This is a genomic window from Marinomonas rhizomae, assembly GCF_024397855.1.
Taxonomy (GTDB): Bacteria; Pseudomonadota; Gammaproteobacteria; order Pseudomonadales; family Marinomonadaceae; genus Marinomonas; species Marinomonas rhizomae_A.
On record NZ_CP073343.1, the window covers coordinates 1,088,721 to 1,112,212 of the forward strand.

At 41.9% G+C, this 23,492-nt stretch carries 23 protein-coding genes; 14 read left to right on the plus strand and 9 right to left on the minus strand.

The features are described from left to right. The first annotated feature begins 24 nt into the window (after nucleotides 1-24). Together KDW99_RS05060 and dapB are read left to right on the plus strand one after the other, a co-directional pair. A complete protein-coding gene (locus KDW99_RS05060) occupies nucleotides 25-1,017 on the plus strand; it encodes a flagellar motor protein MotB (protein WP_255828212.1) in 993 nt (330 codons plus the stop codon). Between the two features lie 135 nt (nucleotides 1,018-1,152). Next, on the plus strand, nucleotides 1,153-1,953 hold the full coding sequence (dapB, locus tag KDW99_RS05065; protein ID WP_255828213.1) for a 4-hydroxy-tetrahydrodipicolinate reductase: 801 nt from the start codon (nucleotides 1,153-1,155) through the stop codon (nucleotides 1,951-1,953). A 185-nt stretch (nucleotides 1,954-2,138) separates the two neighbouring features. Here the strand turns inward: dapB and KDW99_RS05070 are convergent, their stop codons facing one another. The 4 genes from KDW99_RS05070 to KDW99_RS05085 form a co-directional block, all read right to left on the minus strand. Beyond that, nucleotides 2,139-2,627: a MarR family winged helix-turn-helix transcriptional regulator gene (locus KDW99_RS05070; protein WP_255828215.1), complete on the minus strand. Its 489-nt coding sequence runs from the start codon at nucleotides 2,625-2,627 to the stop codon at nucleotides 2,139-2,141. 160 nt (nucleotides 2,628-2,787) lie between these two features. Then, nucleotides 2,788-4,200: a deoxyribodipyrimidine photo-lyase gene (phrB, locus tag KDW99_RS05075; RefSeq protein WP_255828216.1), complete on the minus strand. Its 1,413-nt coding sequence runs from the start codon at nucleotides 4,198-4,200 to the stop codon at nucleotides 2,788-2,790. A 14-nt stretch (nucleotides 4,201-4,214) separates the two neighbouring features. Then, nucleotides 4,215-5,195 (minus strand): YbgA family protein, encoded by a 981-nt coding sequence (locus KDW99_RS05080; RefSeq protein ID WP_255828217.1) that lies wholly within the window; start codon nucleotides 5,193-5,195, stop codon nucleotides 4,215-4,217. 32 nt (nucleotides 5,196-5,227) lie between these two features. Next, nucleotides 5,228-6,241 (minus strand): NAD(P)/FAD-dependent oxidoreductase, encoded by a 1,014-nt coding sequence (locus KDW99_RS05085; protein ID WP_255828218.1) that lies wholly within the window; start codon nucleotides 6,239-6,241, stop codon nucleotides 5,228-5,230. Nucleotides 6,242-6,421: 180 nt separating this feature from the next. Between KDW99_RS05085 and KDW99_RS05090 the strand changes: the two genes are divergently transcribed. Both KDW99_RS05090 and KDW99_RS05095 read left to right on the plus strand, forming a co-directional pair. Continuing rightward, nucleotides 6,422-7,357, plus strand: a complete 936-nt coding sequence (locus tag KDW99_RS05090) for a MerR family transcriptional regulator (protein ID WP_255828219.1) — start codon at nucleotides 6,422-6,424, stop codon at nucleotides 7,355-7,357. A 102-nt stretch (nucleotides 7,358-7,459) separates the two neighbouring features. After that, a complete protein-coding gene (locus tag KDW99_RS05095; protein ID WP_255828220.1) occupies nucleotides 7,460-7,699 on the plus strand; it encodes a DUF2061 domain-containing protein in 240 nt (79 codons plus the stop codon). A 102-nt stretch (nucleotides 7,700-7,801) separates the two neighbouring features. Here KDW99_RS05095 and KDW99_RS05100 read toward each other — a convergent pair whose 3' ends face one another. Further along, a complete protein-coding gene (locus KDW99_RS05100) occupies nucleotides 7,802-9,160 on the minus strand; it encodes a sodium-dependent transporter (RefSeq protein ID WP_255828221.1) in 1,359 nt (452 codons plus the stop codon). A 449-nt stretch (nucleotides 9,161-9,609) separates the two neighbouring features. On the opposite strand from KDW99_RS05100, the gene ectA reads away from it, so the two are divergent. From ectA to KDW99_RS05125, 5 genes are all read left to right on the plus strand, one after another. Then, nucleotides 9,610-10,110 carry a diaminobutyrate acetyltransferase gene (gene ectA / locus KDW99_RS05105; protein WP_255828222.1) on the plus strand — a complete coding sequence of 167 codons (501 nt, stop codon included), beginning with the start codon at nucleotides 9,610-9,612 and terminating at the stop codon, nucleotides 10,108-10,110. Nucleotides 10,111-10,255: 145 nt separating this feature from the next. After that, nucleotides 10,256-11,569: a diaminobutyrate--2-oxoglutarate transaminase gene (gene ectB / locus KDW99_RS05110; RefSeq protein WP_255828223.1), complete on the plus strand. Its 1,314-nt coding sequence runs from the start codon at nucleotides 10,256-10,258 to the stop codon at nucleotides 11,567-11,569. A 149-nt stretch (nucleotides 11,570-11,718) separates the two neighbouring features. Beyond that, the gene (locus KDW99_RS05115; protein WP_067013657.1) at nucleotides 11,719-12,108 is read left to right on the plus strand and encodes an ectoine synthase; all 390 of its coding nucleotides are present in this window, start codon (nucleotides 11,719-11,721) and stop codon (nucleotides 12,106-12,108) included. A 58-nt stretch (nucleotides 12,109-12,166) separates the two neighbouring features. Then, nucleotides 12,167-13,186, plus strand: a complete 1,020-nt coding sequence (thpD, locus tag KDW99_RS05120) for an ectoine hydroxylase (RefSeq protein WP_255828224.1) — start codon at nucleotides 12,167-12,169, stop codon at nucleotides 13,184-13,186. Between the two features lie 87 nt (nucleotides 13,187-13,273). Further along, nucleotides 13,274-14,716 (plus strand): aspartate kinase, encoded by a 1,443-nt coding sequence (locus tag KDW99_RS05125; RefSeq protein ID WP_255828225.1) that lies wholly within the window; start codon nucleotides 13,274-13,276, stop codon nucleotides 14,714-14,716. Nucleotides 14,717-14,835: 119 nt separating this feature from the next. Here the strand turns inward: KDW99_RS05125 and KDW99_RS05130 are convergent, their stop codons facing one another. Next, nucleotides 14,836-17,031, minus strand: coding sequence for a bifunctional diguanylate cyclase/phosphodiesterase (locus tag KDW99_RS05130; RefSeq protein WP_255828226.1), 2,196 nt, complete (start codon nucleotides 17,029-17,031; stop codon nucleotides 14,836-14,838). Between the two features lie 236 nt (nucleotides 17,032-17,267). Continuing rightward, nucleotides 17,268-17,849, minus strand: a complete 582-nt coding sequence (locus KDW99_RS05135; RefSeq protein WP_255828227.1) for a HupE/UreJ family protein — start codon at nucleotides 17,847-17,849, stop codon at nucleotides 17,268-17,270. A gap of 267 nt (nucleotides 17,850-18,116) precedes the next feature. Here KDW99_RS05135 and KDW99_RS05140 point away from each other — a divergent pair, with 267 nt between their 5' ends. Together KDW99_RS05140 and KDW99_RS05145 are read left to right on the plus strand one after the other, a co-directional pair. Next, nucleotides 18,117-18,443 carry a DUF2834 domain-containing protein gene (locus KDW99_RS05140; RefSeq protein WP_255828228.1) on the plus strand — a complete coding sequence of 109 codons (327 nt, stop codon included), beginning with the start codon at nucleotides 18,117-18,119 and terminating at the stop codon, nucleotides 18,441-18,443. A gap of 41 nt (nucleotides 18,444-18,484) precedes the next feature. Continuing rightward, entirely contained in the window at nucleotides 18,485-19,120 is a 636-nt protein-coding gene (locus KDW99_RS05145) for a LysE family translocator (protein WP_255828229.1), read from the plus strand. A 28-nt stretch (nucleotides 19,121-19,148) separates the two neighbouring features. Here KDW99_RS05145 and KDW99_RS05150 read toward each other — a convergent pair whose 3' ends face one another. Further along, complete coding sequence (locus KDW99_RS05150) at nucleotides 19,149-20,252, minus strand: OmpP1/FadL family transporter (RefSeq protein WP_255828230.1); 1,104 nt, start codon at nucleotides 20,250-20,252, stop codon at nucleotides 19,149-19,151. A 167-nt stretch (nucleotides 20,253-20,419) separates the two neighbouring features. Between KDW99_RS05150 and KDW99_RS05155 the strand changes: the two genes are divergently transcribed. Together KDW99_RS05155 and KDW99_RS05160 are read left to right on the plus strand one after the other, a co-directional pair. Next, a complete protein-coding gene (locus KDW99_RS05155; RefSeq protein WP_255828231.1) occupies nucleotides 20,420-20,683 on the plus strand; it encodes a DksA/TraR family C4-type zinc finger protein in 264 nt (87 codons plus the stop codon). A gap of 135 nt (nucleotides 20,684-20,818) precedes the next feature. Then, entirely contained in the window at nucleotides 20,819-21,403 is a 585-nt protein-coding gene (locus KDW99_RS05160) for a hypothetical protein (RefSeq protein ID WP_255828232.1), read from the plus strand. 83 nt (nucleotides 21,404-21,486) lie between these two features. On the opposite strand, the gene KDW99_RS05165 is transcribed toward KDW99_RS05160, so the two are convergent. Next, nucleotides 21,487-22,461, minus strand: coding sequence for an NAD-dependent epimerase/dehydratase family protein (locus tag KDW99_RS05165; protein WP_255828233.1), 975 nt, complete (start codon nucleotides 22,459-22,461; stop codon nucleotides 21,487-21,489). Between the two features lie 99 nt (nucleotides 22,462-22,560). Here KDW99_RS05165 and KDW99_RS05170 point away from each other — a divergent pair, with 99 nt between their 5' ends. Continuing rightward, nucleotides 22,561-23,451: a LysR family transcriptional regulator gene (locus KDW99_RS05170; RefSeq protein WP_255828234.1), complete on the plus strand. Its 891-nt coding sequence runs from the start codon at nucleotides 22,561-22,563 to the stop codon at nucleotides 23,449-23,451. Nucleotides 23,452-23,492 lie beyond the last annotated feature (41 nt).

The following is a 23,492-nucleotide window of genomic DNA, read 5'->3' on the forward strand; positions in this document are numbered from 1 at the left end:
GTTAGATGTAAGCGGAATTTAAGAATGAGTGATGAAGAAGAGTCAGAATGCCCCGAATGTGTAGAGGGCTTACCTGCTTACATGGGAACTTTTGCGGATCTCATGTCTTTGTTGATGTGTTTCTTTGTACTTTTATTGTCGTTCTCAGAAATGGATGTCATAAAATTCAAGCAACTTGCTGGATCATTAAAAACCGCATTTGGCGTACAGCGAGAGGTTCAAGCCGATTCTATTCCTATGGGCACCTCTGTCATTGCGCAGGAGTTTAGCCCTGGTCGTCCAGAGCCCACACCAATTAATGAAGTGAAGCAAAAAGCAGACAATACACCTGAAAATACGCTGGAAGTGATTTGTAAACCGGGTGATGCAGAATTAAAAAAGCAAAGTGATTCTGGATCACCTTCGCCCGTCACATTTGTAGATAAATCTAAAGCTGATCTAGAAAGGGATAAGAAGATTCAACAAACTGAAAGTGATGCGCAGATGATTGCCTCGGTGATGCGTGAAGAAATTTCAAAGGGGACAGTGGAAATTGAAACGCAAGAAGAGACCATAACAATTCGGATCAAAGATCAGGGATCGTTTGAATCTGGCTCTGCTGAATTAAATTATGACTTTATTCCTGTTATTGATTTGATTCGCGATGTTCTTGTCGGTATTCAAGGTACTATTTCGGTTGAGGGTCATACCGATAACGTGCCTATAGGAAGCGGTCGATTCCGTTCCAACTGGCAATTATCATCAGCTCGGGCTATTTCTGTGGCTGAAGAGCTGTTTTCAACTGGGCAGCTTAATCAGGGCAGATTCGCTGTTACGGGTTATGCTGATACGCGTCCTTTGGTGCCTAATGATACAGCGGCTCATCGTGCAACCAACCGACGTGTTGAGATTGTCATTAAGCAAAATGACACATCTCGACCTAAAATGCGTAACACAATAGATGAAATACCGTCGGACGGCGTTATCGAGTTTGACAGAGATATGGTGGATGAGCTGAAGCCAAACGAAATATTTTAATCGGCTGGGTATTATCATATGAAGGAGCTCCGGCTCCTTTTTTATGCTCTGTAGTCGACCATATTGATTTTTAATGCTGAGATTTAAGTGAATTTTTGCTATGGTTTGCGCAGACAAAATTGAGGAAGTAGATCAATGCGAGTAGCAGTTATTGGCGCATCAGGGCGCATGGGAAAAAATTTAATCACCGCGATTCATGATGCTAAAGATGTATCTTTGGGTGCCGCGATTTTGAAACCTGGTAGTAGCCTAATTGGTGCGGACGCTGGTGAAATTGCTGGTGTTGGAAAACTGGGGGTTGCCGCAGTTGCATCATTGGCAGATTGTGTGGATGACTTCGATGTACTTATTGACTTCACAACACCGACGCTAACGTTAGAAAATGCCGCTTTTTGTGCCAAACATCAAAAAGCCATCGTGGTTGGAACAACCGGTTTGAGCGATGCTGAAAAAGCCAAGCTAAATGAGGCGGCTCAGCAATCAGCAGTTGTTTTTGCTCCGAATATGAGTGTTGGCGTTAATTTAACTTTGAAGTTGCTTGCTACCGCTGCGCAGATTTTGGGTGATGATTATGATGTGGAAATCGTAGAAGCGCATCATCGCCATAAAGTCGATTCACCTTCCGGGACGGCATTGAGAATGGGCGAAGTCGTTGCTGAAGCACTAGGTCGTGACTTAAAAGAATGTGCAGTTTATGGTCGTGAAGGGCAAACGGGAGCGCGTACTCAAAAAGAAATCGGCTTTGAAACCATTCGTGCTGGTGATGTAGTGGGTGAACACAGTGTTTGGTTTGCGACGGAAGGTGAGCGTATTGAGATTGTTCATAAGGCGAGTAGCCGTATGACTTTCGCTAAAGGCGCTGTTCGCGCAGCAAGCTGGCTGGAAGGTAAATCTGCTGGTATGTATGATATGCAGGATGTGCTTAATCTAAAATGAGTTTTTGCGCGATTGCAGTGCTCGTCAATACTTTGCTAAAAACAGGCTATTAACTCCATTTTTTAGTCTGTTGTTGTCTTTGCTTCGCCAGTAGCATCGTGAAAGTGCCCAAAAAGCAGTAACATAATAAATCTGATTGAAACAAAAATGGCCGCAAATTTGCGGCCATTTTTTTATTTTATATCTTAAACTGATGCATCGGGAGAGTTGATGTCCAGTAAAGGCGCAGCGTCTAGGTTTTCTGCGTCCATCATCATTGCGATGCGCTGCAGAGAGGCTAGAACTTGAGTTTGTTCCCAGCCTTCTAGAGAGTCAAACTCGGCAATAAACTTCTCGTGTAACAATGGGGGCGTGGTTTTTAACGTTTCTACGCCTATTTGTGTTAAGCGAGCGTTAACGACACGCTTGTCTTTTTGTCCTCGAACTCGTTCAACGTATTTTCGATCTTCTAAACGGTTCAGTATCGTTGTGACCGTCGCTTGGCTTAGGGACACACTGTCAGAAATTTTTCGTACAGTAACATCGCCTAGAGCTTCAATAGAACGAAGCACCATTATTTGTGGAATCGTTAGTCCGCAGGCTTTTACAACGCGCTTTGATTGTAGATCCGTAGCACGGATAATGCGTCTAAGGTGGACAAGGACATCATGTAAGTGTTGTGGTGAGTCAGGCATAGCAATTAATATATCCAAAAAAATTTTACGGATTATATGTTTTTGTTTTGATGTGTAAAAGCTTAGTTTGATAAATATTACAACTCAAAGTATAGGCGTGTTTTTCATTTTTGCCAATTTGCCAATTTGCCAAAATCGCCATCAGAAAAACACACCTAACTTAGCGTCCCTTTAATTCATCGAACGCCGCAATAGCGGCTAATCTTGCAGGTTTATAATCAATGATTGCTTCTGGGTAATGGCACTGTTTTCTTTGTTCAGGCTTAGGGTCATGAATGGATTTAGCGTCTAATTTTGCGAGTTCAGGCACAAAGCGACGGATAAAACTACCGTCTTTATCATAGGTTTGTGATTGTCTGGTCGGGTTAAAAACTCGAAAGTAGGGCGCGGCATCGCAGCCTGTCGACGCACTCCATTGCCAGCCGCCATTATTGGCAGCGAATTCACCATCGATCAATTTACTCATGAAATAGGCTTCGCCTCTGCGCCAATCAGCAAACATGAGTTTGGTGAAGAAGCTGGCCGCCACCATTCTTAATCGGTTATGCATCCAGCCTGTTTGATTGAGCTGGCGCATGGCAGCATCGACAATAGGGAAGCCTGTTTTACCTTCGCACCATGCTTGAAATTCTTTTTCGTTGTGTCGCCAAACCAACGCATCTGTCTCTGGTTTAAACGGACGGTTTTTGCAAAGAAAAGGAAAGTGCGCCATGAGCTGGCGGTAGAAATCTCGCCATGCCAGTTCTTTTAGCCAAATGCTGTCTTGCCAGCGCCTTTCTTCCTGACCGCAAGTGTAAAAAATCGCTTCCAAACACTGTCTCGGACCTAGTGCACCCAGTGCAAGGTACGGGGATAGCGTGCTGGTGGCAGGCTCAATTGGGTAGTCTCTACTTTCTTGATAATGGCGTTCTTTATGATGACAAAACTGCCAGAGTTTTTGTTTGGCAATGTCGTGATCAGCTGGCCATAAATCCTCTCTAAATGGCTTTTCCCATGTAAGATTTAAACTTGGTTCTGGCAAGGCTTCAGCCTGTGGATCTGGTGCTGGCAATGGTGTTATATCTTGCTGAGCAAGCATGGTGACCCAGCGATTGAAAAACGGTGTAAAAACTTTAAATGGCGTGCCTTGCTGACTAAGTACATCTTGCGGAACAATGATATCTGTCGCCTGAACATGAGCACTAACCTGGTGTTGCTGTAATTTTTCGCATACGGCTTGATCGCGTTGTTGCTCGTGAATAGGTAGATCGCGGTTAAACCAAATATGTTTGATACTATTATTAATGCAATATTCAGTAATGGTATCTGGAAGCTGCCCAAACGTTTCGGCATGCAGAATATGCATTGGAATACCAAGAGTTGCGAGTGTGTTCGCTAGATTTTTGATGAGTCCAGCACGAAGCCCTGTCTTAGCATCCGATTCGTTATGGGTTGCCCATTGTGTTGGTGTGGGAGTAACAACAACCGCAATGCCTTCTTTAGCGGATTTTGCTTCTAAAGAGGCATAATAAAGTGCTGGATTGTCTACGCAGCGAAGGTCGTTTCGCAACCAAACCAAATGTGTGATCTTCATTTTATTGCGTTACCTTAAACCGTGTTACGAATGCCAAGAGGCGATGGATAGGGGATGAAATAGCTTTGCTCATTGATGTACTCACTGCCGTAATGTTTTAAGTAGTGATGCAGTAAGGTGACAGGCGTGGCAAGATTGACTTCACCGCGACGATATTGCTCAACCACATCTAAAATATCCTTTCGAACCGATACATCCACGGCGTGTTTTAAATAACCCACAAGGTGCATGAGCACGTTACAGTGATTTTTACGCTCTGCTGGTTTTGAGAGGGTTATCATTAAAATTTCAAAATAAGCCGCTTTCAATTCATCAAAAGGTCTTGGGTCGTTGCCAGAAAGCATGCGTCCAAGCTGGCGGTAAATGGGTTGAGAATGAGCCATAACCATATATTTATAACGGCTATGAAAAGCAATAAGGTCCTTCATTCTAGATTCTTCGCCCATGCTGTGACGAAAATCGTGATGAGTAAAAACACGTAATAAAAAGTTTTCTCTTAGTGCTGGGTCATTTAAACGACCATCTTCTTCCACTGGTAATAGTGGATAGCGCTGCTGAAGGGCTTTGGTAAAAAGTCCTGCGCTTCTTTGCATGTGTGGATGACCATTTTCTTGATAAACCTTGATGCGCTCCATGCCGCAGCTTGGCGATTTCTTCATCAAGATATAACCATCTAAATGGGATAAGTTTTCTAGATACTTGTTAGACGCTGCCATGAAGACATCGGATACGTCTTCTTCGGAGTTCTTGCTGAAAACCATTCTTGGATCTTCTGGATTGCCTTCTAGGCGCAGTGTTGGACGAGGCGTGCCAAACCCTGCAGCGACTTCAGGGCAGAATTTTTGATAATCAAAATAGTGGCTGAGTACTTTATCGCAATAATCAGAATGGCTGTGTCCGCCGTTAAATCTAACATTTTCACCCAATAAGCATGAACTAATACCAACAGGGATTTTATGTTTTAGCTGATCTGGTGATGGTTGAGAGTGTGGCATAGATGAGTCCTCCATTGGACAACGTCATTGTTCTATTCTGAATCTTTCATATGATTAACAAGTGATAGGGCGCTGAGTAAAGCGCCTTCAGCGTCGCCCTGACACAGCCAGTCACCCGCTAGGCCCACATTGTGTTCAGGAGACCAAACGAAGCATTTGTTGCCCTTGTTTTCAGTAAAGCGACTGAGGAACCAACGATGTGGTTCACCATGTTTTAAAACCCTGTGTTCGGTGATTTCGGCAAACGCTTGTAACAGCGTTTGGGAGATCCATTCTTTATCTGAATCAAGATTTTGCTTTGTCCAGTTAGGCTCTGTTTGAATAACCCAACGGTCGACTTTTTCGTTGTGACGCATGGGTTTGTAGTTGTCTTTTATCATGCGTTTGATTAAAGAGTTTTTTGGTTCAATCAAAGCGTTTAAGTCGCACTGTTCTGTTTCTAACCACATGGCCCACTGAGATAGATAAGAAGCGCTCGCCTGATTTGCCCTCAGTAGCAGTACAGCCAAATTATCGTGTGAAGCCAGTATTGATGCAGCTTGAGGTGCTGGCGCTGCGACGATGATTTTTTTGGCAATGACAACAGGTTGGTATTTATCGTCTCTTAATAACCAACTTGACTGATCATCGCCTTGCTGTGAGATCTGATCCAAATGATGAATGCGAGTGCTCGTAATGAATTTAGCGTTTTGAATCCAATGGCGAGTGATAGCGCTCATTTTGGGCACACCTACAAAGGCTTGTGAGCCCATATTACTAAGCTGTTTCCATGGCGCGACAATATGCTCTTCCATAAGCTGTGCAAAGAGTGCGAGGGTATCTGGATGCTTAGCAACAACGTAAGGCGTACCGAGGTCGCAGCTGATGTCACCATCTAATCTTTTGCTGCTAGCTCTGCCGCCACTACCGCGGCTTTTGTCTATTATGCAAACGCTTTGTCCTGACTGGGAGAGTAAATGCGCACACAAGCTTCCCGCCAGACCAGCGCCAATAATGGCGATATCAAAGGTTGGAGTGTGGACTTGACTGGCGGTTAATGTATTCATCTTATTTTTCCCAGTGTTCATGCTGCTTTTCTTATACAATATATAAAACCGTACAAGAAAATCAACTATCTTATACAAAAAAATATTTGTATAGTTTTTGCTGTGATCTTTGGTGGTTATAAAAGTTTAGGTCACAATCGTTTTATTGCCTTAGATGAATGATGATTTTTGGAAAAATGTATGAATCAGTCAAACAAAAATGCGGAAATAAAAAAACAGCAAGACCAAGAATCTTTAGATGAGTTGGTACTATTGGATAGTCCTGCCTATTTCCCTATTCGAGAGTTATCTCTGAAAACTGGCGTGAACTCAGTCACATTACGAGCTTGGGAGCGCCGTTATGGCTTGTTAAAGCCCAAGCGTACTGGCAAAGGTCATCGATTGTATGATCAAAGTGATGTGCAACTTGTAGAAAGTATAGTGCGTTGGATACAACAAGGGGTTGCAGTCAGTAAAGTTCGAGCTTTGCTGGAGAAAGGGGCGACGCTAGACGGCGTAGTGCCATCGAATGAATGGCTAGAGTGGCAAGCATCTTTAGTGAAAGCATCTGAGGCTTTTCAAGAGGACAAAATTGAACAGATGTATCAGCAAATTTTTTCTCAATATCCTGCTGATATTGCTATACGAGATTGGTTATTACCCAGTTTTGAGCAAATGGGAAAAGGTGCGGTCTTAGCATTCTGTGAGTCTGTTGTACTGTCATGTTTAATGGCTCGTGTAAGTACGTTTAAAGTGCAAAAAAAGAATGCGCCTAAGGTGTTGATTACCGGGTTAACTTCCCAGCGTAGCTTGTGGTGTTATATGGCCGCGGCCATTTTATTAGATAAAGGTATGTTGTGCAGTGTTGTCCCGAATGTACAGCAAAGTAGTGATTGGTCAACTTTGATTGAGGGTGTTCAGGCTCACTCTGTATTGGTATTTTGTGAGAATGAACTCGCCAGTAAAGCGATAGAATTAGTGAATCAAATGCAGCAATGGCAAAGGCCCGTTGGTGTGATCGGAGCGAGTTTTTGGTTAGCGGCCCATGAGTCTAATATGACGAACATTGATCAGGTCAAAGTCTATTCTGAACCATTTGAAGGTGTGATTAATTTTATAGATAGGTTGGCTAATTAAAAAGTAAAAAGCTATTAGATTCATATCTATAATATATTTTTCTTATGGCAAGGTCTGGCTTACTCTTCTGTTATCAAATAAAACAAAGAAGGGTATTCAATTATGGCTAAGACAATGACGTTTGCTGTTATGCACTTTTCGATCGCGTTCTCTGTTGCGTATCTTATTACGGGGAGTTTGTTAGTCGGTGGCTTGGTGGCTATCGTAGAGCCAGCGATTAATACCGTTGCCTTTTATTTTCATGAGATTGTATGGAATAAAGTTCAACATGCGGGTGTAGCGTCTGAGTTAAGTAAGACGATTCAAACCGCAGGGGAAAATTACGCGCTAAGATCAATGTGACTTTATAGCGACTATAAAAAAACAAACCCCACCAACGCTCTGCGCTGATGGGGTTGGTATTTACAGAAAAGCCTGATTAATAATATTTACAGTATGTAAGTGTTATTTCATCGGGTTTATCAAGAAGTACAATACAACAGCCACTGCGATTGGAGCTGTGAACTTCATAGAAAAATTCCATAGTTTGAATACAGTTTCAGACAAGTTTAGCTCGTCTTGTGCGTATTTGTTTTTCACAATCCAGCCTGCAAATAGTGCAATCAAAATACCGCCTAATGGCAACATGATGTTCGCAGTAATGTAGTCTAGGAAATCAAAAGTATTCTTGCCGAAGAAGGTGACGTCAGACATAAAGCTGAATGAGCCTAAACATGCAATGCCCAATCCCCATACCACAATGCCTAAGCTAATAGACGCTGTAATACGCTTCATTTTGAAACGTTCAACTAGGAAAGCTATGGTTGGTTCTAGCAAAGAAATGGCAGACGTCCATGCCGCTACGCCTACTAAGACGAAGAACAACACACCGAACAACTGACCGAAAGGCATTTGACCAAATGCCACAGGCAAAGAAATAAACATCAAGCCCGGACCTGCAGCAGGGTCCATTCCGTTCGAGAAGATGATAGGGAAGATAGCCAAACCAGCGACCAAAGCAACCAAAGTATCTAGTGCACCGATAGCTAGAACGGTTTTACCGATGGACGCATTTTTAGTCATGTAAGAACCGTAAGCCATGATGGTTCCCATACCCAAGGATAGAGTAAAGAACGAATGGCCCAGAGCGACCAAAGCGGCATTCCAAGTTAACTTGCTAAAGTCAAACTCGAACATGAAGTTCCAACCTTGCGCAAAACCGTCAGTTGTCATTGCATAGCCAAGTAAGATAATTAGCAAGACAAATAAGGCCGGCATCATAATGCGAGTTGCTGTTTCAATACCTTTGTTGATACCTGCAGCAACAACAAAAACAGTCATAATGCTGAATAGAGTGTGCCATCCTAGCAAAGTTGCTGGATCAGCAAGTAGGGCACCGAATGCAGCGCCAGCATCATCAGAAGATATCCCAGCCATTTCGCCCGTTAGCATCACTTTAATATAGTGAAGAACCCAGCCGCCCACGACTGAATAAAATGAAAAGATAAGAAGACCAGACAGCATTCCCATCAAACCAATCAATCCCCAAGACTTAGCGCCTTCAGATTCTTCAGCGACATCCGTTAAAGCGGCAATTGGGTTCTTGCGTGCGCGACGGCCGATAAACACCTCAGCCATCATAATTGGAATACCAACAAGCAAGATACAAACCAAATAAACAAGAACAAATGCCCCGCCACCGTTTTCCCCTGTGATGTAAGGGAATTTCCAGATATTACCTAGACCTACAGCGGAACCTGTTGCCGCCAAAATGAATATCCATCGGCTCGCCCACGAGCCTTGAATAGAAGTTTTATTTTTCATAGTTATCTCTAATCTAAATGGTTGAAAGCAAAATACATAAACAGCGATCGGAGTAGGTATTTTTTGCTATACCAATGCCCCCCACTTCCCCAGCATAAATGAATGCCAGTAAGCAAAACTCCGAATAGGGGCGGGATTTTCCGAATTTCGATGCATATATGCAACTAAAAATGTTTTTTTATGATGTTTTTCGTAAATTAATGAGTGCTTTTTACCTTAGGGCTGCTCTAGCTTTGGGTAGAATGTTACGGCTGTAATCGTTAGTTCTCTAAATAAATATCTGGACATGAAATTACTTTTAGGTAGAATGATTAGACATCAAACTAAATTGACGTGATAACCAGTTTAGTAACATTAAATTCATATAAATCAGTCACCATTGTTCCTTGTGAACATTTTTTGTATGAAAAAACTGGTTGATAATGCTTTGTTTTCTAATGGATATGATTATGAGTTCAGAAAAAATTGTGTTTACTAAGCCTAGTGCTGTAGATGGTATAGCAGTGAATAAGTTGGTTGCATCTTGTCCGCCGCTAGATACCAACTCTGCGTATTGTAATTTGCTCCAAACCAGCCATTTCAAGGAAACATCCATAGCGGCTAGCTTCGAAGATGGTGAAATGGTGGGTTTTGTCTCTGGTTATATCATTCCTAACCAAGCAGACACTCTGTTCGTTTGGCAAGTAGCGGTTAGTGAAAAAGCGCGCGGACAGGGTTTAGCGAAAAAAATGGTTTCATCACTACTTGAACGATCCAGCTGTTCAGATGTGCGTTACATAGAGACCAGTATTACTGCATCAAATGAAGGTTCTTGGGCTTTGTTTCGACGTCTTGCAAATCAGCTAGACGCCCCTTTGGAAGAATCTGTCATGTTCGATAAACAAGATCACTTTAAAGGGCAGCACGATACCGAACATCTCGTAAGGATTGGCCCCTTCACTAAAAATTAAAAAGCTAATAAGTCAAACGACTTAATAAATGTAAACGTACGCGAGTTAGAAATGCGATGAGTTAGAAGGTGCTGCTTTCACTCTCAGTTTTTGCTTTCTGCTTGATGTCTAAATAACTATTTATAAACTTAAAGGATGATAAAAAATGAAAATTTTTGACGAAATCGAATCAGAAGTACAATCTTATGCGCGCTCTTTCCCTCGAATTTTTAATCGTGCACTAGGCGCTCATTTGTTTGATGAGGAAGGTAATAAATACTTAGATTTCTTGGCGGGTGCCGGAACATTGAATTATGGTCATAACAACCCTGTCTTTAAAGAAAAGCTCGTCGAATACATCATGGAAGACGGTATTACTCATGGCCTAGATTTACATACCAAAGCCAAAGGTGAGTTTTTAGAGTCTTTCAAACAGTATATTTTAGAGCCTCGTGGCTTGGAATATATGATGCAGTTTACAGGGCCGACAGGTACCAATGCGGTTGAAGCCGCGCTTAAGTTAGCTCGCAATGTTACAGGTCGAGAAAATATTATTAGCTTCACTAACGGTTTCCACGGTTGTAGCTTGGGTGCTTTGTCTGTAACAGGTAATTCACACCACCGTGGCGCAGCAGGAACTACATTAGGTGCCGGCGTTTCTACCGTTCCTTTTGATGGCTATTTAGGTGATGGCATTGAAACAACAGAGTACCTAGACAAAGTATTGTCTGACTCTAGTAGCGGTGTAGATACGCCAGCGGCTGTTATTGTTGAAACCGTTCAAGGTGAAGGCGGCATTAATGTGGCAAGTTTTGAATGGTTACAGAATCTAGAAGCGGTTTGTAAGAAACATGGTGTTCTATTAATCGTTGATGATATTCAAGCGGGTTGTGGTCGTACTGGTACTTTCTTCAGTTTTGAAGATGCAGGCATTAAGCCTGATATTGTCACTATGTCGAAATCACTGAGCGGTTATGGTTTGCCATTCGCTGTTGTTTTAATGCGCCCAGAGTTGGATGAATGGAAACCAGGTGAGCATAACGGTACTTTTCGTGGTAATAATCTAGCCTTTGTAACCGCTAAAGTGGCGATTGAAACTTATTGGAAAGATGATGCGTTTGAGAAAGAAATTAAACGTAAAGGTGAATACATCCATCAGCGTACACAAGATATTATTAATGAGTTCGGTGAAGGTAACTTCGTTGTTCAAGGCCGAGGCATGATGCGTGGTATCAACTGTATCAGTGGTGATTTAGCGAATAAAATCACTAAAAAGTGCTTCCAGAATGGGTTGATGATTGAGACATCTGGTGCAGATGACCAGGTTGTTAAGTTTCTTTGTCCACTTATCATCAGTGATGAAGACCTGAAAGAAGGTATTGATATCTTAGAGCGCGCTATTCGTGATGTGTGTGCTAAAGAAGATGATATGCCAGAAGCAAAAAGCTACTTTGATGAAAACTACGACATTGCCGTCTAGTTTCTCTTCTATAAAAGCCGCCTTCTTAATTTGAAGGCGGCTTTTTCATCTACTTGAGTGAAGTAAATTGTAAGAAAAAAACCTCAGGTTTCCTCCGGTAACTCTTTACCGGCATTTAAGCGATCTTCGGATCATAAAAGGAGAAAAGAATGTTTGCACGTGATTTAGCAGAATGTGAGAAAACCGAACGTCGTGTAGTGTCCCCAGATGGTAATTGGGAAAGTACACGTCTGTTGTTGAAAGAAGACAATATGGGGTTCTCTTTTCACATTACGACTATTTATGAAGGCAAAGATTTTGATATGCATTATCAAAACCACCTTGAGTCTGTGTACTGCATTTCTGGTGAAGGCGAAGTAGAAAGCCGCGAAACAGGTCAAAAACATCATATTAAGCCAGGCGTAGTGTACGTACTTGATAAACATGATGCGCATACACTTCGAGCTTTTAAAGAGCTGAAGCTAGCTTGTGTTTTTAATCCGCCAATTACGGGTAAAGAAGTACACAACTCTGAAGGCGCTTACGAGCTGCTGGATTAAACTCGAATGTTTAGATCAGATTATTAATTTTTGAAGGAGTAGATCAGGAGGTACGTTAATGTCAGCGTCGGCATCAGCTTTAGCAAGTGATATTTTTTATGATACAGAGCTTTTGGAACAAGAGCTTTTAAGTAAAGATAATTCTAGCGAAGAGAGGGTGAAAAAGAATTCACAAGGAGGAGGGCAGAAAGATCACTATCCTTCCAGAAAGTATTCTTTGCCAACGTATATTAACCGTAAGGACCCCGTTATCTACTCAAATGATCGACAAAAAGCGCCGCTCGAAGAAGCGCTTTTAGATCAATATGAAGAAAAAGGCTTTTTATTTTTAGATCATATTTTCGATGATCGTGAAATTGCAGATATGCAAAAGCAAATGCAGAGCTTGCGAGACAGCGATGCAATTAAGCAAAGAGAAGAGAGTATTACAGAAGCCAGTAGCGGTGATGTTCGTTCGGTCTTTGATGTTCATAGATTAAGTGGCTTTTTTCAGAAGATTGCCCAAGACCCAAGATTGATTCGAATCGCAGAATACCTTTTAGGGGATGAGGTTTATCTTCATCAGACGCGTTTGAATTATAAACCGGGCTTTCGTGGTAAAGAGTTTTATTGGCATTCAGACTTTGAGACCTGGCATGTGGAAGATGGCATGCCACATATGAGAGCCTTAAGTATGTCCATTACATTGACTCCAAACGATCACCACAATGGCCCTTTGTTACTGATTCCCGGTTCTCATCATACTTATATACCTTGTGTTGGTGATACCCCAGAGAATAACTACCTTTTCTCACTTAAAAAGCAGAATGTTGGCGTTCCTGATGATGCCTCATTGCAGTCACTGATAGAGCAGAATGGTATAGAAGCCGCAGTAGGTCAGCCTGGCAGAATCATCTTGTTTGATTGCAATGTATTACATGGCTCAAACGGCAACATTACATCAGCGCCTCGTTCGAATTTATTTTTTGTCTACAATGCCTTGTCGAACCGTGTGGACTTGCCATTTGGCAACACAGCCCCAAGGCCTGAATACATCGCGGCTAGGAAGTCGATTAAAGCGCTTAGAAAAAGCGATTAATGCTTAAATTTTCCGCAACCTTATGACAATATAGCGGCAGTTTAAATTTTGGCATGGCTTTTAGCCCCTTAACATATTGGAAAAATGATGGGACAACATACAGTTGAAAAAATTGGCGGCACGTCCATGAGTGACTACCGTTCAGTTAGAGATAATATTATTTTCAAACCCACTTTAGTGAACAACATGTATCAGCGTGTTTTTGTTGTTTCTGCTTATGCCGGTATGACGGATAAGCTGCTTGAACACAAGAAAACGGGTGATGCTGGAGTGTTTGCTTTATTCGCTCAAGAGCGTAAGCAAAATAACTGGTTCCCAGCGTTACAAGATGTTCGCACGGCCATGTTGGACATTAACCATAGTTTGTTCGAAGTGGGTGAGTTACGTAATAAAGCGGACGCGTTTTTGAACAGTCGTTTGCAAGAAGCTCAAGAGTGCCTAGAAGATCTGCATCGCCTTTGTCAGCACGGCCATTTTTCGATTAGTGAACACCTTGCTACCGTACGAGAAATGCTTGCCAGTCTTGGTGAAGCGCACAGTGCTTGGAACACCGCTCATCTATTGCAACGTGACGGTGTGAATGCCGTATTCGTTGATTTGACGGGTTGGAACAGCCCAAGCCATATGTCGCTTGATGAGCGTATTATAGATGCGTTTAAAGACATTGATATGAGCAAAGAGCTTCCTATTGCGACGGGCTATGCTCACAGCGAAACTGGTTTAATGTCTACTTTTGATCGCGGTTATAGTGAAATGACGTTCAGTAGAATTGCTGTACTAACGGAAGCTCATGAAGCTGTGATTCATAAAGAATTTCACTTAAGTAGTGCCGATCCTCGTTTAGTTGGTGAAACCAAAGCTGTGCCGATAGGTCGTACTAACTACGATGTGGCCGATCAGCTTGCCAACCTTGGTATGGAAGCGATCCATCCAAAGGCTGCAAAAGGTTTGCGTCAAAGCGGTATCGCATTGCGTGTGAAAAACACCTTTGAACCAGAACATACTGGTACGCTTATTACTGGTGATTACGTAAGTGATGCACCGTGTGTTGAGATCATTGCAGGTTGTCGTGGTGTATTTGCCGTAGAGCTATTTGACCAAGACATGGCTGGTGATATTGATAAGTTTGATGTGGATATTCTTAAAGTATTAAGACAATTCCACGCTCATATCATCGCTAAAGATATTAATGCCAACACGATTACGCATTATCTAGCGATCAATCTAAAAACCTTGAAGCGAGTCATGCGAGTTCTGCATGAACGTTTTGCGGACGCTGAAATCACGCAGCGTAAAGTGGCGATAGTTTCTGCAATCGGTAGTGATATGAAAACCACAGGTATGTTAGCGAAGGCAGTAAAAGCCATTGCTGAGCAAGAGGTTAACGTATTGGCAATGCACCAATCTATGCGCCAAGTAGATATGCAGTTTGTGGTTGATGAAGAAGACTACGAAAAAGCAATCTGCAGCCTACATAAAGAATTGGTTGAAGTTCATAACCATGGTAGAGCGATTTGCTTAGCGTCTTAATCAATAAGCTGCGCTGTTTAGGGTAATCTAAAGCCCCAAGTATCTATGATGATACTTGGGGCTTTTTTGTGACCGACGTGTAAGGTTGGAGGATTTTACATACAGAATAAGACAACACACTAATTCTTATGCACAATGGGAGTGCCTTGATTAAACTCATCGGCTGTTACTGCCTTACTAACATAGTAACCTTGGCCAAAATCACATTGAAATGCCACGAGCATTTTCCATTGCTCTCTAGTCTCTACACCTTCCGCTAATACTTTGATATTGAGTTTATGAGCCATGGCGATAATGGCTTCCACTATTTTTCGATCATCTGGGTCGTTTTCTAAATCCATCACGAAACTACGATCAATTTTTAGTAAGTCTACTGGGAGGTTTTTAAGTTGAGACAGTGATGAATAGCCTGTACCGAAATCATCTATAGCGATACAGATCCCCATATCTTTAAGGGTTTGCAGCAAATATCTAGCAAGATGAATGTCTTCAAGAATAGAAGTCTCAGTGATTTCAAAGCCAACTAAATGAGCGGGCACTTGATATTTTGATAATAATGCCTGAACTAGAGTGACAAAATGAGGATCTGATAATTGCTCAGAAGCTAGATTGATATGCAGTAAAATATCAGGCCGACCTTCCTGTTTTCGTTTTGCCAAGTAAGCGATGCTACTTTCTAGAACCCAGTAGCCCAACTCGACAATTTTTCCTGTACTTTCAGCAAGAGGGATAAAGTCATTAGGGTAAATTAGCCCCTTTTCTGGGTGATTCCAGCGAATGAGCGCTTCAGCACCAATAACATGGTTGGTACGAAGATTAAACTGTGGCTGGTAATACATTTCAAATTCATTTCTTTGTAATGCAAGCGTAAGATCTTCTTCGGCTTTTATCAGATTGTGCGTACTGATCTTCATTTTTTCAGTATAGAAAGCATATTGGTTTTTGCCTTTTTGCTTGGCTTGATACAGAGCCATATCGGCATTTTGCATGATAGTAACAAGATCATAGCCATGCTCTGGAATCATTGCGATGCCCAATGACGTACTTAAATTATAATCTCGTGAGTCCATTTTGATAGGAGCTCGAATACTTTCTAATATTCGATTTGCTTGCTCAGCTGCTTGTGCTTTATCGCCAATATCTCCAAGTAAAATGCCAAATTCGTCCCCACCCAAGCGTACAACAAGGTCAGATATACCTTTTATTTTGTTTAATCTCTCTGCTGCAATAACAAGTACTTGGTCTCCAACATCGTGGCCAATGGTGTCATTAATTCGCTTGAAGTTATCGAGATCAAAATAGATAAAGGCGGATACACGCTTGCGTCTTTGATTGTTGTGCAGGATCTTGGACAGACTATCTTGCAAAAAACGTCGATTTGGTAATCCAGTCAATGGGTCGTTATAGGCAAGCTTTTGAAGTTCTGCGGTCTTTTCTTTCACCAAAGTGCGCAGTTTTAAAGGCTGGATTAGGATTGCGTATAAAGCAATTGAGAGTAAAAATGCTACGGAAAAACTAATTCCATAGCCTATTAGCGTGCGCTGTTTTAATTGAGAACCTAGATCACGGCTAATTCTGAGAGTCCAAGTGCCAACAGGTAAAATCAGATTGGTTGATGCTTGAATATCAGAAAGTGGTGTGGCAGAGGCTGATAAAACGATGGTTTCCTCTGTTGCTGCATGTTGTCTCGAAAGGCTGTATTGATAGCCTTCGCTTTCTAGCTGTTTTAATTGTGTTGCTTCTAATAGGTCATCTAAATAAATGACTGCTGAAGAAAACCCCCAAAAAAGCTCTCGCTGGGTACCTTTATGCAAGAAAATAGGTGCTCGACTTATGACGGCAACGCCACCCTGTACAAGCGAGACTGGGCCAATCACAAATAGGCTGTGATTTTTTATTGAGAGTAGAGCTTCCTCTTTAAATTTGGGGGTTGAGACGATATCGTAACCAATAGCCGTTTCATTTCCCTCTAGAGGGTAGATGTTAGAAATGATGCCATCTGGGGCAAGTTGAAGGTTTTCAATACCGCCAATGGATTTGATTAGCTTATTTGCATAACTAGGAAACCACTCGCCGCTACCACTATTTTGTTCAACTTCATAAGCTAGAATTTGCGCGGAGGTAAAGGCCGAAGAAAGGCGTCTTTCTAGAACGGATGCTTGTGTTCTAGAGACACCACTTAACAAGGACTCCTGTTGATTAATGATGGCTTTATTGCTTGATTGAGTCCAATACCCCCCAAAAGATGCAATAGCGAAAAAAGCAATCAACGAGAAAAATAAGGCGGAAGGTTGCTTAAACTCTGCTTTCTTCAACAATTGCTCCTTTCTTGGGAAATTAATAAACAAGCAAAAATCATACACATAAACTCTTACAGGGTATTTAATATTTTTGTAAATAGATGCGCTGTTACGTGATTATGCAAAAATTAATGTAACCCATTTTTGACTGGTTGATTGAGACGATAGATGAGGTGGGAAAATAGTGTAAAAATAAAAAAACCACGGCATTTATGACAAAAATACCGTGGTTTTAGTAGCGTTTTAAGCTTTTATGCTAGAGCTAAAAATACGCCAGCAATAGCAATAACACTTCCAGTTAGGCGAGTCACAATAGGAGCTTGGAAGCGCGCAATTGCCATACCAAAGCCAATACCGGCAACATGCAACAAAGCCGTTGCTAGTGCAAAGCCCAAAGCGTATTCCGCACCATTAGCATTTAATGGCATTTCTAAGCCGTGTGCAGCACCATGGAACAAAGCGAACAATCCTGCAATGCCTGCGCAGACGGCAACAGGGAAACGTGCTGCACCAACCAACAATGCCCCCATCAGAATAACGGACAAGACAATACCTTGTTCAATGAAAGGTACTTGCACGCCAGCAACCGCTAAACCGCCACCGACTAACATAGTACCAACAAAAGCCGAAGGCACAGCCCACAAAGCTCGACCGCCAAGGCTAGCAGCCCAAAGACCAATGGCCAACATGGCCAATAAGTGATCCAAGCCCCCCATAGGATGCATGAATCCCGTCATGAAGCTCGTTGTGTGTTCGTGTCCTGGGTGAGCAAATGCAAGAGCAGGTATTACGGCAACAAGAGCAGCTAATGCCATTTTTAGCGATAAACGCATGGTGTTGTCTCCAAAAAATATGTGAGTATAAAAGACGTTACAAAATAGTCTTCTCTAAACCACCGCTCTTGCGGCTGGAAGCGAGGATTCTAACATACCCACAGGGAGGGTAAATTGAATGATGTTGCCAATAGGTAACGAAATATTCAGTTTGGCAAATAAAGTTTAAATAAGAAGTGCTTAACTTTATGGTATTGTCTTGAAATAGAGACCTGAAAGGGCTTGTTTTCGAGAGAGAATTAACAATCGATACAAGGAGGTATAACGATGACAATGTTTTATTTAGGTTTGGCAATTATTGGGGTACTTGTGCCTTATGCGGCTTTTGTTCCTTGGTTGCTTCAAAACGGTGTCGATATCCCACAGTTTTGTGCTGAAATGATGGCTAATCCTATCAGCATGTTTGCGTGGTTAGATGTGGTTGTGGCAGCGATTACGCTATTGGTTTTTATTATCCATGATGGCCAAAAAAAACAAGTTAGATGGCGATTTATCGCAATAGTTGGGACGTTAAGTGTTGGTGTTTCCTTCGGGCTCCCTTTGTACCTTTATTTACGGGAAAGGCAGCGTGGTGCAGAACAGATTAGAAAATGAGAAATGCCATTATTATTTAACAACACATTTAGGGATCAGCTATGACCTTTCACCTATGGACTTTGTTTTTCTTGGCTTACCTGGTGACCACACTGTCGCCAGGGCCAAACGTATTGTTAGTGCTTAAAAATAGTATTCAATTTGGTTGGAAATCTGCCTTTATTACGATTTTTGGTAATTTGACCTGCCAATTTTTGATTGTTTGTTTGGTTGCCTTAGGCGTTGGTGCACTCTTACAAACTCTACCAGTCTGGTTTCTGGTGATGAAAATATTGGGCGGAACCTATTTGATTTACCTTGGGATTAAAGCACTAGGATCCAAAAAGCGATCAACCTTTGATGCAATGGATAATACAGCCGTAACGACCTCGACTAAAACGGGACTTGCGCTGTTTAGTGAAGCGTTCTTGGTCTCTGCAAGTAATCCAAAAACATTGATATTTTTATCCGCATTCTTGCCTCAGTTTCTGAGCCTAGAGTCGCCAGCGTATCAGCAGTTTTTGGTCATGTTTATTACTATTTGCGCTATCGTTACCAGTGTACATATCGGCTATGCTTTTGGTATTGCTCGTCTAGGAAAACGTTTCTCGCTAAAAAACATGGACGCCAAAATCACTAAAGTGACAGGTAGCTTATTTATCGCCATGGGCGGTGGAATATTATTGAGTAATCGATAAGGCCTTTTCGCTACCAAGCTTTAAGACATTAAAAATGATGCGAGAGCTTTACTCCAAAATTCATACTATGGTTATTTTCGAAAGTCGCTTCATTACTTGATAAATTAGTTTTAGCTTCGCCGATCCATGTGTAAGAGACTCCAGTGGCAATGGCTGTGTTTGGTGTTGCTTGATATTTCAGCCCAGCAATTAACGAAGTATAGCCATCGCTCGGTGACAGATTACTCGCCACTTTTTCTGACGGTTCTTCATACGCAATGGTGAGTGACCCGGTAAGCGTATCTGTTAGTTTCTGACCAAGTCCGAGAGAGTAGGTGATTGTGTTGTCTTTAAAATCAACGAGGTTGTTTCCAACATCAACAAACTGGGTGAAAAGTTGTGGGGTGATTTTTGTTTTTTTCCATTCTACCCAGCGGGCAGAAAACATCAGTAGTGTTGATTGTGAAACCCCCATTTGAAAATCAAAGTTTACTGATTTCGGCATATCAGTGTTAAATGAAGTCTCTCTCGCAAGAGAGGAATTGACAATATTTTCTTGGCTCTTAAATTTCACCTTGATAGCAGAGTTATAAGTCAACGAGGCTCTAAGTGCGATCTCTGGAATTTCATAGGCTGCGCCAAATAGATAGCCCCAATCGTTCTGAGTGTCCGTTTTCATTGTATAGAGTAGATGGTTTGATGGCTGATTCACGGTAACCTCACCGTTGGACGTGACATTTCTGAGTCCGCCGTAGACTGAAAACGGTGTGTTTATTTTATAGCGAATGATTCCTTTGATAGCTGTAGTATCGACAGAAGCACTGGTTTTAGAAAGGGGGTATGTCGAGCTAGAAGGGTAGCGAATATCTGCACCAAAAGGCTGATCTATAATAATGGCCATTGACGTAGAGTGAGGAAGATCTTGTTTATAGGCTCCACTAAAAAAATAGCCTTTTTTCGCTACGTTTCCTGAATGGATTGAGTTCGTTAGTTTTCCTGACACTTCCGGATCAAAGCTATAAGCGCTTAATTCAATATAGGTTCCTTTTTCGAATAAGGGCGTAATGGATTGACCAGATAGACTCATGCCGCCGGCATATACCTCTTTGGTACTAATTGCACAAAGAGTGATTAAAATGACTGTTTTTTTCATGGAGCTTATACCTATTATCGGTTCTATGTCGGCTTAATGTTTAAAATGGTGCTGTAAAGCAAATAAAAAATATTTAGCGTGCCTTTTATGGCGGCCAATAATAAAGTATTTACAAAAAATTACTAAATGGTAAATCAGTTATTTATAAAGTTTGAGGCTTAACTATTATGGCTAGCGGTTGGGCGCAAGATGGCGCAGTTCAAGATCAAATAGACGCAACAGTTGACTCCGAAGTTGAGCGTGCAAAAAACAGCATGCCAAAAGGTGAGAGTCTGACTCATTGTGAAGAATGTGATGCGGTGATCCCGGAACCTCGTCGTAAAGCTATTCAAGGTGTGCGTTTGTGCATCCAGTGCCAATCTGAGCAAGAGAAACAGAGTCGTTCTGCTTTGTATAATCGCGCTGGCAGTAAAGATAGCCAGCTAAGATAATGATTTATCTCATTTGTTAACGAGAATTTCTCCTGCTTGGATGCCTTCAATATGATAAGGTTTCGTCTATCTATAAGGGCACTTTGACCATGGGTCTGATGCTCAATTTCTTTCAGAATAAATAAGGATGAGGCTGTGGTAGACACTTACTCAACAGAAGTAAATAAATTAGATAAATTGCGTGCAGCTTGGTTGCCTGCTGTCGAGTTTCTTTTTGGCGAAGCCGTTGAAGAGGCCAAATTTGATGGCTTTGAAGTTTGGGATGATATAGCCAAACCAAGTGCTGTATTTATACACGCTGATGAGCCATATCGTTACAAAATTCATATGCCAGCCAGAGTATTCAGTAATGATGTCATGCTGTTGGCGGATGTCATTCAAGAGATGGTGCGTGGCCAATATCCGATTGGTTATGACGGCGCGACAACACCTGCTTTATGTGAAGGTGTTGCTGTGTTTGGTGCTGTTACGGCGATTAAGCAAGTGTTTGGAGAAGAGTCTGTCGACTCTTACTTGAATGCGCTTAAAGAACAGGCTTTTTCTTACTATGATGCTTTTTCTTATGTTGCCGTCTTGCTGGCCGAAGATCCGCAAGCGATCAAGAAACTGCGTGGTGTTCAACCTTTCTTGTACAAGGTAGAAAGAGCCGATTTTGAAACGGCACAAGTAGAAATAGATCGTAAAATCAAAGATATCCTCTTGCTGGCGTTTCGTGCCTAAGAAATATTCTTGAACACAAGAAACAAAAATGCCGCGTGATCGCGGCATTTTTATAGCTACTTTAAGTATATAGAATTAGCTTTTTAATTCAGACAATTGAGTTCTTTTAAGGTATTTTCTAGTGCTTTGTCTATTGGGGTAAATGGATCGTACCCTAATTGTTGAATAAGTTTACTGTTGTCCATGCGTATCGTGTTTTGCCAAAGATATTTCATTTCCATCAGTTCTTTTAGTGTTTGATTGAATGGCGTGAGAAAACGTATTTGCCACCAAGGAAATGCGCAAATATTTGGCGTTCTACCTGTGCTTCTTTCTACTACTCGACGAATGGATTTTGCCATTTGCACTCCATCTTCATCCCAAAAACCATTCATATGAAATGTTGAAAAGCTGTCTAATGTGTCACGAGTTTCAATTAATTTAACCATGACTTTAGCGACATCTGGTAAGTAAGCCCATTGGTGGCCAATATTAATTTCAGATGGATTGTTGATGTTTTTTATGGCTTGATTTGGCTTGATTAATCCTTGAGAAAACCAGCTGTTCGCAGCGCTTGGTCCAAAAAAATCCCCTGCTCGAACTATGATAACTTTCCCTCCTGAGTTTGCAAAACCTTGTAAACGGCGTTCCATTTCAACCCTGATACGACCTTTTTTTGTGGTAGGGTTTTGTGGAGATGTTTCATGAATTACAGGAAAAGCATCGGGCCCATAGTTATAGATAGTGCCAGGCAGAACAATACAAGCCCCCGTTTTTTTGGCAACCGCAATAGTGTTATCTAACATAGGTAAAACCAAGGTCCCCCAGTTTTTATAGCCTGCGGGATTAACACCATGGAGGATGATTTGACAGTCTTCAGCCGCGGCTTCCACATCGGCTTGATTGAGTGCATCGCCTTCGAACCAAGTAATATTCTTCTTTTCCGACATGGTATGAGCACGACGTTTGAGTGCATTAATGTACCAGCCTGCATTGCTAAGTTGATTTGCTACTTCGCTGCCAATGCCTCCTGTGGCGCCTAATATTAAGGCTTTGTTTTGCTTTAATGACTGCTTCATTTTACTTCTCCAAAATTAAGTAGATTGATGAAGCAAGCTTAGATATTCTTTTAGTTGAATGAAATTGATGAAAACAATAGGGCGGCTATACATTTTTGTATGAATGAAAATATTGGATGGGAGTTATACAGGTCATTTCTTAGTGTCATGCAGGAAGGGTCTTTATCGGCTGCGGCACGTGCGCTTGGCTCCACTCAGCCTACTATTGGACGGCATATATCTGAGTTAGAACGAGTATTGAAAATGACGCTATTTGTCCGTACTCAGGGGGGATTAACACCGACTGAAGCTGCAAACGCTTTATTGGCGCCAGCGAGTGAAATGGCAAGTATAGCTGAAGCTATTGAGCGTGTAGCGAGTTCGCAGTTTGACGGTATTCAAGGCACGGTGCGAGTCACAACCAGTGACGTGATTGCCATCGAAGTGTTACCAAGAATTTTCGCTGACATTGCGGAACGACTACCGCAGGTTGAGATCGAGTTGGTTTTGTCTGATAAGGTGCAAAATTTACTCAACCGAGAAGCCGATATTGCAATACGCTTATTTCGTCCGACACAAACTCAATTAGTCGCACGACGTATTGGCAATATAGAAGTTGGCTTTTTTGCCCATCAAAATTATTTAAACAAGCATGGCGTGCCTATGACACTGGAGGATCTTGAAAAGCATCGTTTAATTGGTTTTGATCGGCTGACTGACTACATCCGAGCAGTAGTCAAAACATTACCTTTTTCTGTTGAGAAGGATAGTTTCTGTTTTCGCACCGACAGTAATGTGGCGCAACTCGCTCTAATTCGGGCTGGTGTGGGGATAGGTATTTGTCAGCAAGGTTTAGCCAAGCAAGATGATGACCTGGTTCGTTTATTAGCAGATGATTTTTGTTTTGAAATGGATACTTGGGTGACCATGCATGAGGATCTAAGAAAAAGCCCAGCTTGCAAAGCTGTCTTTGATCAACTTGTTACTGGTTTGCTAGGTTATGTGGATTAGCCAGAGAAAAAGCTTAGCTTGAAGCAATGGAAGGTCTTACG